The following is a 16,070-nucleotide window of genomic DNA, read 5'->3' as shown; positions in this document are numbered from 1 at the left end:
CTGCTCTAATGATGGCCAAACCGCGAAGCGGTTGCGTTTGGTATCAAAACGCAAAATCTATTCTACCCTTTTTTTAGCGCTAGAGTGCCACTGCTTATCACAGGTAAACTGGCAGATATCCGTTATTTAATCTCAACATAGTCATGGCGCGCCGATATGGAACTTAAAGCGACATCGCTGGGGAAACACCTGGCTCAGCATCCTTATAACCGCGTGCGGTTGCTGCACGCCGGGGTTGAGGTGAGCGGTGAAAAGCATGAATATCTGATTCCTTTCAATCAGTTGATTCAAGTCAGATGCAAGCGTGGCATCGTCTGGGGCGAGCTGGAATTTGAGCTGCCCGATGAAAAAGTGGTACGTCTGCATGGTACCGAATGGCAAGAAACTCAGCGTTTCTACCATTACCTGCAACAGGCCTGGCAGCAATGGAGCGCCGAGATGAGCGAAATCAGCGCCGGCGTTTTACAACAGCAGGTAGAACATATCCAACGTATTGAACAGCAGGACAAGTGGTTCAAAAAGTCTGAACTGGGCAAATTGCAGCAGCAGATCCGGCAGTCGTTTGGCGCCTTGCCAATGCCGGTAGCGCGGTTGGATGAGTTCGACAACTGTCGGGATGATTACCTGCTATGTCAGCAATGGTTGCAGCACGGGCTGCGCAGTGTGGGGCAGCGTAATCAACAGTGGACAGAGCGCATGCTGGAGACATATCACGATTTCTTCCAGACTATCGAAAGTTCACCGTTGAATGACTCGCAAAGTCGTGCAGTGGTCAACGGTGAAGACTCGGTGCTGGTTCTGGCGGGCGCCGGCAGCGGAAAAACCTCGGTACTGGTGGCGCGAGCCGGCTGGCTGTTACGCCGTCAGGAGGCTGACCCCGGGCAGATACTGCTGTTGGCGTTTGGTCGCCAGGCAGCGGAAGAGATGAATGAGCGTATTCAGGAGCGTCTGGGCAGCGTGGCGATTCAAGCCAAGACTTTTCACGCGCTGGCGCTGCAGATCATTCAACAGGGCAACCGCAAGGTACCTGCCATCAGCAAGTTGGAAACCGACAGCAAGGCCCGGCGTGCTTTATTGATTACCCATTGGCAGCAACAGTGTGCAGAGAAAAAAACGCAGGCCAAAGGATGGCGTCAGTGGCTGATTGAGGAGCTGGAATGGGACGTGCCCGAAGGCGACTTCTGGCAGGATAAACGCCTGGCCGATCGGTTGGCCGGCCGGCTTGAACGTTGGCTGGGACTGATGCGTATGCACGGTGGCAGCCAGGCGGAAATGATCGAACAGGCGGATGAAGAGATTCGTGACCTGTTTTCAAAACGCATTCGCCTGATGGCACCGTTGCTGAAAGCCTGGAAAAGCGCGCTGAAAGATGAAGGGGCGGTGGATTTCTCCGGCCTTATCCATCAGGCGGTCCATATTCTGGAAAAAGGGCGTTTTGTCAGCCCGTGGAAGCACATCCTGGTGGATGAGTTCCAGGATATTTCGCCGCAGCGAGCCCAGTTGCTGGCAGCGCTACGCAAGCAAAATAAGCAAACTTGCCTGTTCGCGGTGGGTGATGATTGGCAGGCTATTTACCGCTTTAGCGGTGCGGAGTTGACGCTAACCACGGCGTTTGCCGAAAACTTTGGCGAAGGTGCCCAGTGTGCGCTCGATACCACTTATCGTTTCAATGAACGTATTGGTGAGGTGGCAAACCGCTTTGTACAACAGAATCCACACCAGTTAAAAAAACCGTTGAACAGCCTGAGTAAAGGCAACAAGAAATCGGTGGTAATTTTACCGCATGAGCAACTGGAGAATCTGCTCGACAAGTTGAGCGGTTATGCCAAACCGGATGAGCGCATTCTGGTGCTGGCGCGTTATCACCATCTGAAACCGGAAGTGTTGTCGAAAGCGGCGACTCGGTGGCCAAAACTGACCCTCGAATTTATGACGATTCACGCCAGCAAAGGGCAGCAGGCGGAATATGTGATCATCGCCGGTTTGCACGAAGGCAACGATGGTTTCCCGGCGGTAGCGCGTGAGTCGGTACTGGAGGATGTCTTGTTGCCCCAACCGGAAGATTTCCCGGATGCAGAGGAGCGGCGTTTGCTGTATGTGGCGCTGACGCGCGCTAAGCATCAGGTCTGGCTATTGCAGGATCGCGAACGTCCGTCGGTGTTCGTTGAGCATTTGCAGGATCTCGGCGTGCCGCTGCAGAAAAAACCTTAAGTTCAGGGCCTGGTGTTTGCCAGGCCGCAATCGCTACTTCAGGCGATCCTGCAAATAACGCTGATAATCTGGAATGGCGATTTCCACTTCGCTTTTAAACAGCGAAGAATCAATCAGGAAATCTGCGGTGGAGCGGTTGGTGGCGACGGGAATGTTCCATACTGTTGCCAGGCGCAGCAGGGCTTTTACGTCCGGATCATGGGGTACCGCATTTAAGGGGTCCCAGAAGAAAATCAGCATATCGATTTTACCTTCCGCAATCAGTGCGCCGACCTGCTGATCGCCGCCCATCGGGCCGCTCAGCATGCTTTGTACCGGAATGCCACTGGCCCGCTGGATCAGGTTGCCGGTGGTGCCGGTGGCGTACAACTGATGCTGCTCCAATACGGATTTATTGTCTTCAACCCACTTGAGCAGGGCTTGCTTGCGGTGATCGTGTGCCACCAATGCAATGTGTTTGCGCGCGGCGATAGTGCGGGTAGTAAATTCCATCTCGATGTCCTTCGCTAATCGGGGGATGTGCGACAGATTACTTAAACTGTTTTTCACTGCCTAGCGTTTACACCGGAAAATGCGAAGAAAGCGTGCCTTTGTATAAAAGACACCACTCATTCTAATGGGCAGCCTGCTTATTGGCCCACTGCAGGAAACGTTTTTGGGTGTCTTTATCCGCCTGTTGGAACCAGTATTGCAGCATTTGTTCGGAAACGTTTTCACCCTTCAACGTCACCGTGGGGGAGTTTAATGTCGTGTTGCCCAGTGGGGAGGCCGACGTACCTGCACGAACCTGCGCGAAGGACGGCACCGAGGCTGGGCGATTCTGGCTGTTGTAATCTGCCATCAGTTTTTCCAGATCAACATTGAGCGTCACGCCATCGGGGTGCAGCACGTCGTGTCTCATCGCCAACGCGGTACCTTTTTTATCAATAACCTGATAATTAAGCATTTTATCAAACATCTGGCCATCACGCACATTCTCAATGCGTGGCAACTCAATGGCTACGGAGCTGACATTCTGCGTATTGAAGGTGGCGATAAGCGGTGGGGAGGAATAGGCCGTTAGCTCATGCTGGCCCGAGCGAACGGACTTGACGACTTTAAACAGCAACTGATGTTGCCCGCCATCCAGCTCCAGGCTGTCGGCGCCTTTTAGCAACGAACCCGTCATTTTCTTGCCATCAACCACCAGCAGGTCGATATCAGAGGAGAGTCTCAGGGTCGTAGCTACGGCAGGCATGCTGATACTGATGCTGAGCAGCCCCGCAACCATCAGACCAAATTTCATCGTTATCTCCTTATAAGTGGCATCGCTATTAGTGTCGAATACACCCTGTAATGTGTCAGAATTTTTCGATGGCGCATTTTATTTACAAATATACACATTTATATTTATTTTGACATCATTCGCCGAATGAATGTTGGCAGTGACAGCATCAGACCGCAAAAGTGGCAGGGAGTTTCCGGGGTATCGCGTTTCGTCGATTCAAGGTCAATGAGTTACACTCATCATAGGGGAATCCCTGTCAACTATTGGGAGCGGAAAATGCAAGACAACGAAATTGCCGGCCTGCTGCAACAGGTGAAAACCATTGCGCTGGTGGGTGCCAGTGATAATCCGGCGCGCGCCAGCTTTGGCGTGATGGCCTATTTGCTTTCACAGGGCTACCAGGTGACACCGGTTAGCCCCAAGCTGGCGGGGCAGGCGCTCCTGGGCCAGCAGGCTTATGCGAAACTGGCGGATATTCCCCACCCGATCGATATGGTTGACGTATTCCGTAATTCAGAGGCTGCATACGCAGTGGCGCAAGAGGCTATTGCCATCGGTGCCAAGGCGTTGTGGCTGCAAATCGGCGTGATTAATGAACAGGCAGAGGCATTGGCGAACGAAGCGGGGCTTAAGGTGGTAATGGATCGTTGCCCTAAAATCGAAATCCCGCGTCTGGGTCTAGAGCGCTGAGTAAAATAAAGGCCTGACATCGCGTCAGGCCTTTAAGGCGAGTTTCTCAGGCCATTACGCATCAGTTGCGCAGGCGTGGCGCTTGTAACTGGTGACGGATGGATTCCGCCAATTCATCCAGCGAGGGTTGTTCAGGGTGGGCGTCCTGGGCTTCACCATCCAACTGGGCTTCTGCCAGGTAGGTATGTACCGGTTGGCCTTCTTCGTCTTCCATCACCACGTGGTACCAAGGGGCGAACCGCAGATCGGTATTCGCCGCTATCTCATCAGCTTTGGGCTGCTCGAGGGAGTATTCAGGGTCGATATCGATAATCACTCCCAAATACCCCAGCAACTTATGCCGAACCTGTTGTCCGATGCCGAATTTGCTGGCAATCATGATGACCTCCTGAGAAACAGTGCTTTGCTCTCTATATGAGGGCAAAGCAGCGTATTTCAAGTTACATCACTCGGCACGCAAACCCTTTCAAGTACAACCCTTCAGGATAAGTTGCGATAACCGGGTGATCGGCAGCCTGACGGTACTGCTCTATAAATTGTACATCACGCCCGGCATCTACAGCGGCGTCGGCCAAAATTTTCTGGAACAAATCGGTTGGCATCAGGCCGGAGCAGGAGAAACTGAGCAAAATGCCGCCCGGATTGAGCAACTGCAACGCCAGCATATTGATATCTTTATAACCGCGGCAGGCACTGGCCAGTTGGTTTTTGTTTTCGACGAACTTCGGTGGATCCATAATGATCAAGTCGAATTTTTCGCCCTGCGTACGGTAGGCACGCAGCAACTGGAATACGTCGTCGCGCACAAATTCAGCTTTGCTCAGGTCCAACTGATTCAGTTCGACGTTCTGCTTGGCGATATCCAGCGCTGCTTGCGATGTATCTACGCTGATCACCTGCGAACAACCGCCCATCAGAGCTGAAACGGCAAAGGCACCGGTGTAGGAGAAACAGTTGAGTACGCGACGGCCGGCGGAATAATTACGTGCCGCCAGGCGGCTGTCGCGCTGATCGAGGTAAAAACCGGTCTTATGGCCTTGCTGGATATCCACCAACAGCTTCATGCCGTGCTCGGTAATTGGCAGCAAAGCAGGGGGAAGATCGCCCAGCACCGGCCCGTGGGCCAACGGCAAACCTTCTTTTTTACGTACCGCTACGTCTGAACGATCGTAGATTGCACATTCAGGATAGCAATGCTGCAAGGCGGTAATCAGCGCCGCGCGTTGGTATTCGGCACCTGCGGACAGCAATTGCAGGACCAGGAAATTCTGGAAGCGATCTATGGTAACGCCTGGCATACCATCGGATTCTCCGGCAATCAGGCGATAACCATCCAGCCCATCACGTTTCGCAACCCAATCACGCCAGTTTTGTGCCTGCTGCAAGCGGCGGACAAAGAAATCGATGTTAATCTCTTCGTCCTGCTGGAATGTCCAGACACGGGCGCGGATTTGCGACTCCGGCGAGTAGGCACCGCGCGCCAGCCATTTGCCCTGGGCGTCGTGAATATCAATGGTTTCGCCAGAAAGAGCTTTACCTTCAATACGTTGAACGGCACCGGAGAATACCCATGGGTGGCGACGGAGTAAGGACTTTTCACGTCCTTTGGCGAGAAACAGGCGTACGGTCATAATCAAGAATGCTGCCAGCTAAGAAAAATGAGCGCCATTGTCTGGCTGCGGTCGCAAAAATGCAATTCTAAATCTCTTTGAGCGGCTTTATACGATGTGAGATTAATCTGATTTTTGTATTTTTTTTGTAATTTTTTTGTAAGCTTTAGGTTCTTTCGCATTGACAAAAGTCACCTATTCTTCTGTTATTAACTACTTTATTTCCCATTCATCGAATCGTTTAGGATGTAGTTTACATGTCGAAGAAAAGAGATTTATCATTCGATTTATTGAAAGGAACTCTTATTTTACTTGTGATCATCGGGCATGTGTTGCCCGGGAGTGCTGACGTTGGGCTGCGCGGTGCGATCTACTTTTTCCATATGCCGTTGTTTTTGGGGGTAACGGGTTACTTTATTCGACGCTATTTTCTTGATGCTGGCATAGTAAGTATATTAAAAAAATACCAATGGAGGATGATTATTCCTTACCTGTTGGCATTCGTTATCTATAGCGCATATGCTTTATATATGGCCTATGAGTCTGATGGGATCAGTGCGAAAACGATAATAGGGTTAATTTTGTATCCTTATTATCATCTGTGGTATATCCCCGCGGTGATTATTTTCGTGATTTATACCTTTTTGATCTATCGCAACAGTTTTGCTCTGGGGGTATTTCTGTTGCTGTCCACCGTACTGTCCGTGTGGTGGTATTGCTATGCAGATGTGATGGAGGATAAATATGCGTTATTGAAATTTATTGGGGATAAACGATTCTATTATTACTATTCGTTTTTCCTGTTGGGGTTCTGCATTGCCGACCGTTCTTTACAGATAAAACCGTTGATATTCCTTCCTGTAGTACTGGTTTCAGGTGTGCTGAGTTACTACACTGCGAATGGAACTCTGCACGATGCGGCGTTATGGTTTATTTTTAACGCATCGTTACTTTGCATGTTACTTGGTTTGTGCAAAAACATTAGCCTGGAGACCGATAATGTTCTGGTGAAAATGGGGCAGGTGTCGCTACCTATTTATCTCTGGCATGTACTCCCAATTCTCATTATTGGGATGTTTTTTGAGGCAGAGACGCCTAATTTTTACATCGGTGTCGTAACCGCTATCATTGCATTGATACTTTGCTTCATCTTGCTGCGAGGAAAAAGCCGATTTTTGGATTCTTATTTTTATGGCGAACGTGCCAAGTGGCTGTCCGATAAGTAAATGTGAATTATATGGCTGAATGGACTCGGCCTGATGTTACCTTCCTGCATTGTCCCCATTCTAAAATTTGTCGGTCTTCTATGCTTATATATTTGAAGGGCGTCGGAAGGAGACGAAAATGACACAAGTTTGCATTGCTGCGTATGTCTATGGCGTGGTGCAAGGGGTGGGGTTTCGCTATAACACCCAGCATCAGGCGACGGCGTTGGGGTTAAGCGGTTATGCGCGCAATCTTGATGACGGCAGCGTCGAAGTGGTGGCCTGCGGTGAACAACCGCAGGTGGATAAACTGGTGGAATGGCTGAAGAAGGGGGGCCCGCGCAGCGCACGTGTCGATCGCGTTTTGGTAGAGCCCCGCGGCACGGCCGATTACCAGGGTTTCAGTATTCGCTATTAACGTTTAGATGCATTTTACCGGTTTTGGCAAGCCGGCGATTTTGGTTGCCTGTTTGGCCGGGCCTTTTGGAAACAGGCGATACAGGTAACGGCTGTTGCCTTTCTCTTCACCGTATTTTTGCGCCATGGCTTTCACCAGCATGCGGATTGCCGGTGAAGTATTAAATTCCTGGTAAAAATTGCGCACAAAGCGCACCACTTCCCAATGCGCCTCGCTTAGCGTTATCTCTTCCTGCGCAGCCAACAGCGGCGCCAGGCCCTCATGCCAGTCAGCGCTGTTTTTCAGGTAACCTTGCGCATCAGTTTCAATAATCTGGCCTTCAAACTCCAACATACTGCCTCGATAACGAATGATTCAGAACGTCCGCCAGTTTAACAAATTTTTGGTTGTCGCAAAAAACAAAACCCCGCCGAGGCGGGGTTTGAGTGTTTAGCAAGCGTTGGCTCAGTTGCTGCGCGCGAAGCCCAAAATGCTTAACAGGCTGATGAACATGTTGTACAGCGACACATACAGGCTGACGGTGGCGCGGATGTAGTTGGTCTCGCCGCCGTGGATGATATTGCTGGTTTCCCACAAGATTGCGCCGGCGGAGAACAGAATGAACAGCGCACTGATCGCCAGATGCAGGGCCGGAATTTGCAGGAACAGGTTAGCGATTACCGCAACCAGCAACACCACAAAGCCCGCCATCATCATCCCGGACAGGAACGACATATCCTTGCGCGTAGTCAGCACATAGGCTGAACAGCAGAAGAACACCACGGCGGTGCCGCCCAGCGCCAACATGATCAGATCGCCGGCCCCGGTATTAATGAACGAGCTGAGGATTGGACCCAGCGCGTACCCCATAAAACCGGTCAGCGCAAATGCTGCCAGGATACCCGCCGGGCTGTTCGCCAGTTTGTGGGTCAGGAACATCAAGCCATAGAACCCGACCAGCATCAGCAACAAGCCCGGTGCCGGTAGCCCCAGCATGGTGCTGGCAGTCGCGGTCAGCGCGGAAAACGCCAGCGTTAACGAAAGCAGGAAGTAGGTATTGCGCAGAACTTTATGCGTGCTGAGCAACGAGTCGCGCGAGGAGGATGAGACGACAATACGGTCCATAATGATCTCTCTTATCAGGTCATCACAAAATTAGTTCCGATGATAGGCAGCGCAAGCGTTTGATTAAAGTTTGTTTACCAATCTTTACCGTTAGTTATCATTGCTGCAACCCTGAGCGAACGGTGGCGGTTTCTTCAACGTTCGCGCGCCAGTCGCTGTTTTTTCGTTCGGTTGAACGGTAATGGGCTTTACAAGCGGATCGGCTCTGTTTATAGTTCGGCTCGTTGCGGAGGGGTGGCCGAGTGGCTGAAGGCAACGGTCTTGAAAACCGTCGACGGGAAACCGTTCCAGAGTTCGAATCTCTGCTCCTCCGCCATACATTCTGACCCCGTGCTCTTATTCGAGCGCGGGGTTTTTTGTATCTGGTACACTGAAACACCTTCCTTCCGTTTCCCTCGCTACTGAGCAACCTCTTTGTGAACCCCCTTAACTGATTTACACGACTAATTGTTTTTTATAATTCAGAAACACATCTTTCAACACATTGACAATGCTGCTCTCAAACACCGCCTGCGGGCATTGGTTGGGCTCCCCCAGCCGTAGATTCAAGCTTATTTAGGTACGAAACTATAAGCCTTGTTTAATGGAGTTTTTAAGAGTCATAAGTAATGAGAATGTTTTTTGTTTTCCCCTTCAATGAAAGGACAAGGTGGGAGCGCCAATGTCTCATTTTTCGAAAAAAGTCCAAAATCGGAAATTTCTCACTTCCGGCTTAACCCTGTTCAATTTTTAAACTCAAGCCAATTTGATCATTTATCATTCAGCCTTGCGCTGTGCGGCCTGAAAGAGTTTTTGTCAGAAAGTTCTTATAAATCATATTGATGATCTATTTTTGTTAAATCACATGAATGTAACATTTGGTTACAAATGTTAATTTTCCATCACTTGGTTAATGTTTTTACACTTCAATCAATAGGTTTTTTTCTGAAATTTTCACTTTTCAGATAGAGGCCTAAATACTGTGTCATGCTAGCTGGTGAAGGGAATGTACCCGCTTTTGACCCCGGATTTTGATTTGCGTTGGATGACGTAAGCCGGGATGTTGTTCTGACAGGGTAAGTCTTTCTTATTAATTTCTCAGTGGCATTGACCATTTCTATTCTTCCATAGAACAGGGATAGCTATGTCTAACTCCTACCAGTCCGAGATCCCCAAAGCTCGCGTCAACATAAAACTCGATCTGCACACCGGTGGTGCTCAGAAGAAAACCGAATTGCCCCTCAAGCTGATGGTGGTGGGGGATTACAGTCACGGTACGGAACAACGTCCGGTGTCTGAGCGTGAAAAGGTCAACGTTAATAAAAACAATTTTGACAGCGTGTTGGCCGAATTCTCTCCCTCTGTAAATCTTTCCGTTGAAAATACCCTGGCCGGTGACGGCAGCTTCGATACCGTCAGCCTGACTTTCCGTGAGATGAACGATTTCACGCCGGAACAGGTAGCTCGCCAGATCCCTCAGCTTAAAGCCATGCTTGCCATGCGCAATCTCCTCCGCGACCTGAAAGCCAACCTATTGGATAACCAGGCTTTCCGCAAAGAGCTGGAAAAAATCCTGCTCGACCCGGCGCTTAGCGCTGAACTGCGCCGCGAGCTGTCTGCTTTGGCACCGAAGCAAGCATAACGGTCGCGATGTTTAACGGATTAACGAAGAGAAAATGCTGATGTCTGTAAAAAATGAGAATACCGCTGGCGGTGAGAACGTGGTGCAGGAGCGTCCGGAAGCGAGCGGTGTGTATGCTTCCCTGTTTGAGAAAATCAACTTAAGTCCGGTCTCCGAGTTGAGTGCACTGGATATCTGGCAGGATAACCAGGCAATGTCCGATGCCACGGCGGATGAGCGGCTGACGGCCGGTATGCAGGTCTTTCTGCAATGCCTGACTAAATCGGGTTCAAAAATCGAGAAGCTGGACAGAACCCTGATTGACCACCATATCGCGGAGCTTGATTATCAGATTAGCCGCCAACTGGATGCGGTCATGCATCATGAGGCATTTCAGCGTGTTGAATCGCTGTGGCGTGGTGCCAAATCTCTGGTGGATAAAACCGATTTCCGTCAGAACGTCAAAATCGAGCTGCTTGACCTCTCGAAAGACGACCTGCGTCAGGATTTCGAGGACGCACCGGAAATCATTCAGAGCGGACTGTATAAACATACCTATATCGATGAGTACGACACCCCGGGTGGCGAACCTATTGGCGCACTGATTTCCGCGTATGAATTTGATGCGTCTGCCCAGGACGTGGCGCTGCTGCGCAATATCTCCAAAGTCTCCGCTGCCGCTCATATGCCGTTTATCGGCTCGGCTGGACCTAAGTTTTTCCTCAAAGACAATATGGAAGACGTGGCGGCGATTAAAGATATCGGCAACTACTTCGACAGGGCCGAATACATCAAATGGAAATCCTTCCGCGAGACGGATGACTCCCGCTATATCGGCCTGGTGATACCGCGCGTGCTGGGCCGCCTGCCGTACGGCCCGGACACCGTGCCGGTACGCAGCTTCAACTACGTCGAAGAAGTGAAAGGCCCGGATCACGATAAATACCTGTGGACCAACGCCTCCTTTGCGTTTGCCGCCAACATGGTGCGCAGCTTCATCAACAACGGTTGGTGTGTACAAATCCGTGGCCCGCAGGCCGGTGGTGCCGTTCAGGACCTGCCTATCCATCTGTACGATCTGGGCACCGGCAATCAGGTGAAGATCCCAAGTGAGGTGATGATCCCGGAAACTCGCGAATTTGAATTCGCCAACCTGGGCTTTATCCCGCTGTCGTACTACAAAAATCGTGATTATTCCTGTTTCTTCTCCGCCAACTCCACCCAGAAACCGGCGCTGTATGACACCGCCGATGCGACGGCCAACAGCCGCATCAACGCGCGTCTGCCGTATATCTTCCTGCTGTCACGTATTGCGCATTACCTGAAGCTTATTCAGCGTGAAAATATCGGCACCACCAAGGACCGTCGACTACTGGAACTGGAACTCAATACCTGGGTGCGTAGCCTGGTGACAGAAATGACCGATCCGGGCGACGACCTGCAGGCGTCTCACCCGCTGCGCGATGCGAAAGTCATCGTGGAAGATATCGAGGACAACCCGGGTTTCTTCCGCGTGAAGCTGTATGCCGTACCGCATTTCCAGGTGGAAGGTATGGACGTGAATCTGTCGCTGGTTTCCCAGATGCCGAAAGCGAAAGCCTAAATAAGGCAGGAAGCCGATGAAAACGGAACAACCGTTATGGGGCAGGGGCATCATGATCTCTCCCCAGCATTTCCAGCAACAGGCCGCGTATGCGACCTGGTCTGCGGAATGCATTGCCCGAATGGGACTCAATCATCCCTGGGGGATGATTGAGTCTGCCTTTGAACCGGGCGCACTGAAGCTCGGTCGTCTGCAGGCCCATAAGCTGCATGTCCGTTTCCAGGACGGGACACTTATCGATACGGATAATGCCGATGCGTTGCCCCCGGTTCTGTCACTGGACAGCGAATCGCATGATGTGGTGGTGCTACTGGCTCTGCCTCTGCTGCGGGCGAATGGCGGTAACTGCCTGAAACCTGATGAGGTAGCCGATCGTCCGGTGCGTTTCCGTCAGCGTTGGCGGGACGTGCGTAACCAGTTTGGTGAAGACACCCGCCAGATAGCGGTGATGCAGCCGGAACTGACGCTGCGCTTTGCCCATCAGAACAACAGTGATTATCTGACCTGCCCGGTGGCCCGTCTGCAGCAGGATTTGCAGGGCGTCTGGCGGCTTGATGACAGCTTTCTTCCGCCGCTGCTGACCGTACAGAGCAGCCACTGGCTGGCGACTCAACTCGAACAGCTGATGACCCAACTGCGCGCCCGTCTGGCCCGTTTGATGGCCATGCGCCGCGAAAGCAATGAGCGGATGGCGGATTTTGCGGTGGCTGACGTGTCTCTCTTCTGGCTGCTGAATGCCCTCAACAGTGCTGAGCCGGTGCTGGGTCAGTTCCAGCGCAATCTGCAGAGCCCGGCAGAACGCCTTCATACCGAACTGTCCCGTCTGGCCGGCAGTTTGCTGACCTTCTCCCTGGAACATCAGGTGAGTGCGATACCGGCCTATCAGCACGAGCAACTGAATGCCGTTTTCCCACCGCTGTTTGATTTACTGAGCGACTTGCTGGAAGCGAGCCTGCCGTCACGGGTGGTGTCCATTGAGCTTGAGCACGATAAGCGGCTGCACTTCTGGCAGGCACGTCTGCACGATCCCCGTCTGCGTGAAGGTGCCGACTACTACCTGTCGGTGCGCTCCCCGATGCCGGTGGCGCAGCTGCAGGAGCAGTTCCCGCGTCAGTGCAAAGTGGGAAGCCCGGATCATGTCAGGGGTATCGTGAACTCCTCACGCGTCGGGGTTCCGCTGACACCGCTGCGCCACGTGCCGGCGGCCATTCCGCTGCGTCTGGAGAACCAATATTTCAGCCTCGATGTCTCCCATCCCCTGGCAACTGACATGCTCGACAGCGGCAACTGCATGTTTTATGTCCCGGGCATGCTTGGTGAGCCGGAGCTCGAACTCTTTGCGGTACTGAGAACATGAGTGAGCGTCAACGCGGGACAGCCGCGTCCATTGATATCGATGCCCTGCTGCAAGACACCTGGCTGCAGGTCATCAGCCTGCGCCACGGCCCGAAATTCCAGGACGGGGAAGGACGCAAGCTGTGGGAGCGCTGTATTGCTGATGTCGAGCGTGTGCAGCGTGAGTTGAAAGCGAACGAACTCGATGAGGCCAGCTGTCAGCATATTCTCACTGCACAGTGTGCGCTGCTCGACGAGGCGGTCAAAGGTCGCGGCGTGGAAGATGATGCCTGCGTACAGTGGTATGACATTCCGCTGCAGGGGCATTTCCTCGGCACCATGGATGCCGGTGACACCCTGTGCGATCGGATGCGCGATGTGCTGCGTGAACCGGCTCCTGACCAGGCTGTCGTGACCTGCTTTCAGCGGGTCATGATGCTGGGATTTCTCGGCAGTTTCCGCTCACTTAACGACCCGGAGCGCCAGAAACTCGTCAGCGCACTCAGTGAACATGTCCCGACCTTCAGCTATCCACAAACCCATCCTGTCTTGGCGGAAAGCCGTGCCGGGCGTGGAATGGGGGGATGGCTGGCGTCATGGCCCGTGCGTATTGGCCTGAGCGTGATTGCGGTCGCCGCCCTATGGTGGGGGCTGAGCAACTGGCTCGATCAGATGCTGTTGACCCTGTTGCCGGGAGCCGTGAAATGAGTCCAGCACAACAGCGCGGGCTTGCGCTGTGGGCCGTCCTGCTGAGTGCAGTGGTCTGCCTGGTTTTTCTGCCTGCATCCCGGCTGGTGTCCGTTTTTGTTTTTCTGGTTGCTCTGGGGCTGATTGCGGCGTCCTGGTACGTCGCCGGCCGTCGTGTTCAGCACGACGTCACCCTGAGTCTGGAAGGTCTCCCGGAGGCGACATATCGCCAGCCGGTGGTGCTGGTCTGCGGCGATCTGCCGCAGGCCTGGCCGGAACCGTTACCGGTGCTGACTGTCACTCAGGGGTGTTGGATCCGGGTAGAAAACCACCAGAGCCTGGAACAGGTGGCCCGACAGGTACTGTGGCAGCGCCCTGACTGGGGGCGTCAGCTGTCGGTGATGATCAGTGTCTGCCCGCAGAAGCACGCTGACTGCGAAGCACTGACCAGCCGCCTGCTGACTCTGCGTTGGCAAATCAGCCAGTTGCGTAAGGATATCGGGCATTCCGTGCCGCTGGTTCTGAATGGTCAGGTTGGCAGCGCGATGACGAATGATCTGCTCTGGCAGGCGGCTATCCCGGGGGAAGGGGTGAGGGTCTGGCGTGAGTCTTCAGCACCGAGCTCTATCGCCGCATGGGTCACCACCGGCGGAACGCCTGCGATGCAGCATCAGGTGCTGATTAACAGCCTGATGAGCTGGTTCCATCAGCACGTCAAAGCCGTCTTTTTGGATGAGAACCCCGATGTTCCGGCCATTGCACCTACAGCGATACTGTGGGGAATGGGCCCTATCCTTGCCGGGAGCCTGGCGTCATCGGCCTGGACGGCGTGGTTGTCCCGTCACACCGCCATGCAGCAGGTGACGGGCTGGCAGCCGGTGGGAACGGACAGTACGGTGATATCACCCTTCCCGGACTTTGTCCTGCCGTTGCTGCCGGAAGGGCGGGGATTAACCTCGCGGGGGCGTGCCTGGCGCTGTGCACTCGGGATCTTCACTCTGGCGGCCATTGCGGCGCTGGTCAGCAGTGGCTGGAACAATCGCCAACTGCTGCACCGTGTGAGCTTCGATATTGCCCGGTATGACCGTATCCCGATGGATGATTACGGCCCGAAAGCCGATGCCGTCGCGGTCCTGCGAGAGGATGCCGCGCAACTGGATGACCAGGCGCGTAATGGCGTACCGGCCCGGATGAGCCTCGGCCTGTATCAGGGCGAGCGTCTGCGTATGCCGGTGCTGGATGCGATCCGTTCCTATGTACCTCCACCACCGCCGCCTAAACCACAGCCAAAACCCATACCGGCCCCGAAAATTGTGCGTCTCGACAGCATGTCGCTGTTCGATTCCGGCAAATACGTGCTGAAGGCGGGCTCTACCAAAATGCTCATTAACTCCCTGCTGGGCATCAAAGCCAAGCCGGGCTGGCTGATTGTGGTGGCAGGCCACACGGATAACACCGGCAATCCAGCACTCAATCAGACGCTTTCCCAGAAACGTGCCGCAGCAGTACGCGACTGGATGCGTGATACCGGCGATGTGCCGGAAAGTTGTTTTGCGGTGCAGGGCTATGGCGAAAGTCGGCCGGTTGCAACGAATGACACTCCGGAAGGCCGTGCGCTTAACCGGCGTGTCGAAATCAGTCTGGTACCTCAGGCAGATGCCTGCCGGATACCGGGCAACACCCCGACGTCATCACTGGATGGTGACGTATCAAAAAACGAAATGGAGAAGTAAACCATGGCAATTCCTGTTTATCTTTGGCTGAAAGACGACGGCGGCGCGGACATTAAAGGGTCTGTAGATGTTAAAGACCGCGAGGGCAGCATCGAAGTGGTGGCGCAGCAACACAACCTGTATATCCCGACCGATAACAACACCGGCAAGCTGACCGGCACCCGTATTCACACCCCGTTCCTGTTCACCAAGGAAATCGACTCTTCCAGCCCGTATCTGTACAAGGCAGTGACCACCGGTCAGACCCTGAAATCCGCTGAATTCAAGTGGTACAAAATCAACGACGCCGGTCAGGAAGTGGAGTACTTCAACACCAAGCTGGAAAACGTGAAGGTGGTGAAGGTGAATCCGGTGATGCATGACGTGAAAGACCCGGCTTACGAGAAACACAATCACCTCGAACAGCTTGAGCTGCGTTACGAAAAAATCACCTGGACCTACAAAGACGGCAACATCATTCATTCCGATTCGTGGAACGAACGCGCCACTGCCTAGTTACCCGTCATACTTCGCGCCGCACGTGCGTTGGCTGCGTTCGCTTACCCCTGTCACATAGTTATCTATGCTCCCGGGGATGCACGAACTTGCCGCCTTCCTGCAGCACGAA

General features: G+C 53.1%; 16 protein-coding genes and 1 tRNA gene. 11 read left to right on the top strand and 6 right to left on the bottom strand.

What is annotated here, in order from left to right:
• Window positions 1-156 precede the first annotated feature (156 nt).
• Complete coding sequence (gene helD / locus V2S86_RS10885; RefSeq protein ID WP_330762414.1) at window positions 157-2,211, top strand: DNA helicase IV; 2,055 nt, start codon at window positions 157-159, stop codon at window positions 2,209-2,211.
• 33 nt (window positions 2,212-2,244) lie between these two features.
• Here helD and V2S86_RS10880 read toward each other — a convergent pair whose 3' ends face one another.
• A complete protein-coding gene (locus tag V2S86_RS10880; RefSeq protein WP_006320716.1) occupies window positions 2,245-2,703 on the bottom strand; it encodes a methylglyoxal synthase in 459 nt (152 codons plus the stop codon).
• Between the two features lie 121 nt (window positions 2,704-2,824).
• Entirely contained in the window at window positions 2,825-3,496 is a 672-nt protein-coding gene (locus V2S86_RS10875; RefSeq protein ID WP_330762413.1) for a DUF2057 family protein, read from the bottom strand.
• Between the two features lie 258 nt (window positions 3,497-3,754).
• On the opposite strand from V2S86_RS10875, the gene V2S86_RS10870 reads away from it, so the two are divergent.
• Entirely contained in the window at window positions 3,755-4,168 is a 414-nt protein-coding gene (locus V2S86_RS10870; RefSeq protein WP_330762412.1) for a CoA-binding protein, read from the top strand.
• A 61-nt stretch (window positions 4,169-4,229) separates the two neighbouring features.
• Here V2S86_RS10870 and hspQ read toward each other — a convergent pair whose 3' ends face one another.
• Window positions 4,230-4,547 (bottom strand): heat shock protein HspQ, encoded by a 318-nt coding sequence (gene hspQ, locus V2S86_RS10865; RefSeq protein ID WP_004942817.1) that lies wholly within the window; start codon window positions 4,545-4,547, stop codon window positions 4,230-4,232.
• Window positions 4,548-4,608: 61 nt separating this feature from the next.
• Window positions 4,609-5,799, bottom strand: coding sequence for a 23S rRNA (cytosine(1962)-C(5))-methyltransferase RlmI (gene rlmI / locus V2S86_RS10860; protein ID WP_330762411.1), 1,191 nt, complete (start codon window positions 5,797-5,799; stop codon window positions 4,609-4,611).
• Between the two features lie 236 nt (window positions 5,800-6,035).
• Here rlmI and V2S86_RS10855 point away from each other — a divergent pair, with 236 nt between their 5' ends.
• A complete protein-coding gene (locus V2S86_RS10855; RefSeq protein ID WP_330762410.1) occupies window positions 6,036-7,004 on the top strand; it encodes an acyltransferase in 969 nt (322 codons plus the stop codon).
• 118 nt (window positions 7,005-7,122) lie between these two features.
• On the top strand, window positions 7,123-7,401 hold the full coding sequence (yccX, locus tag V2S86_RS10850; RefSeq protein ID WP_037419320.1) for an acylphosphatase: 279 nt from the start codon (window positions 7,123-7,125) through the stop codon (window positions 7,399-7,401).
• A gap of 3 nt (window positions 7,402-7,404) precedes the next feature.
• On the opposite strand, the gene tusE is transcribed toward yccX, so the two are convergent.
• Together tusE and yccA are read right to left on the bottom strand one after the other, a co-directional pair.
• Window positions 7,405-7,734, bottom strand: a complete 330-nt coding sequence (tusE, locus tag V2S86_RS10845; RefSeq protein ID WP_004942823.1) for a sulfurtransferase TusE — start codon at window positions 7,732-7,734, stop codon at window positions 7,405-7,407.
• A 111-nt stretch (window positions 7,735-7,845) separates the two neighbouring features.
• The gene (gene yccA / locus V2S86_RS10840) at window positions 7,846-8,505 is read right to left on the bottom strand and encodes an FtsH protease modulator YccA (RefSeq protein ID WP_004942825.1); all 660 of its coding nucleotides are present in this window, start codon (window positions 8,503-8,505) and stop codon (window positions 7,846-7,848) included.
• A 228-nt stretch (window positions 8,506-8,733) separates the two neighbouring features.
• Between yccA and V2S86_RS10835 the strand changes: the two genes are divergently transcribed.
• The 7 genes from V2S86_RS10835 to hcp all read left to right on the top strand — a co-directional run bounded on the left by V2S86_RS10835 (window position 8,734) and on the right by hcp (window position 15,958).
• Window positions 8,734-8,821 (top strand) — tRNA-Ser (locus V2S86_RS10835).
• 807 nt (window positions 8,822-9,628) lie between these two features.
• On the top strand, window positions 9,629-10,126 hold the full coding sequence (tssB, locus tag V2S86_RS10830) for a type VI secretion system contractile sheath small subunit (RefSeq protein ID WP_330762409.1): 498 nt from the start codon (window positions 9,629-9,631) through the stop codon (window positions 10,124-10,126).
• Window positions 10,127-10,160: 34 nt separating this feature from the next.
• Window positions 10,161-11,708: a type VI secretion system contractile sheath large subunit gene (gene tssC / locus V2S86_RS10825; protein ID WP_330762408.1), complete on the top strand. Its 1,548-nt coding sequence runs from the start codon at window positions 10,161-10,163 to the stop codon at window positions 11,706-11,708.
• A gap of 16 nt (window positions 11,709-11,724) precedes the next feature.
• On the top strand, window positions 11,725-13,065 hold the full coding sequence (gene tssK / locus V2S86_RS10820; RefSeq protein WP_330762407.1) for a type VI secretion system baseplate subunit TssK: 1,341 nt from the start codon (window positions 11,725-11,727) through the stop codon (window positions 13,063-13,065).
• A complete protein-coding gene (gene tssL, locus V2S86_RS10815; RefSeq protein ID WP_330762406.1) occupies window positions 13,062-13,751 on the top strand; it encodes a type VI secretion system protein TssL, short form in 690 nt (229 codons plus the stop codon). Before tssK ends, tssL begins: the two co-directional genes overlap by 4 nt.
• The gene (locus V2S86_RS10810) at window positions 13,748-15,463 is read left to right on the top strand and encodes an OmpA family protein (RefSeq protein WP_330762405.1); all 1,716 of its coding nucleotides are present in this window, start codon (window positions 13,748-13,750) and stop codon (window positions 15,461-15,463) included. The genes tssL and V2S86_RS10810 overlap by 4 nt, the downstream gene beginning before the upstream one ends.
• Before the next feature lie 3 nt (window positions 15,464-15,466).
• Entirely contained in the window at window positions 15,467-15,958 is a 492-nt protein-coding gene (gene hcp, locus V2S86_RS10805) for a type VI secretion system effector Hcp (RefSeq protein ID WP_012006213.1), read from the top strand.
• Window positions 15,959-16,070 lie beyond the last annotated feature (112 nt).

Origin of the sequence: Serratia sp. C2(1), from assembly GCF_036352655.1 — a bacterium.
GTDB lineage: Bacteria > Pseudomonadota > Gammaproteobacteria > Enterobacterales > Enterobacteriaceae > Serratia > Serratia inhibens.
The sequence above is the reverse complement of the archived record's forward strand: the minus strand, read 5'-3'. Positions and strand labels throughout refer to the sequence as shown.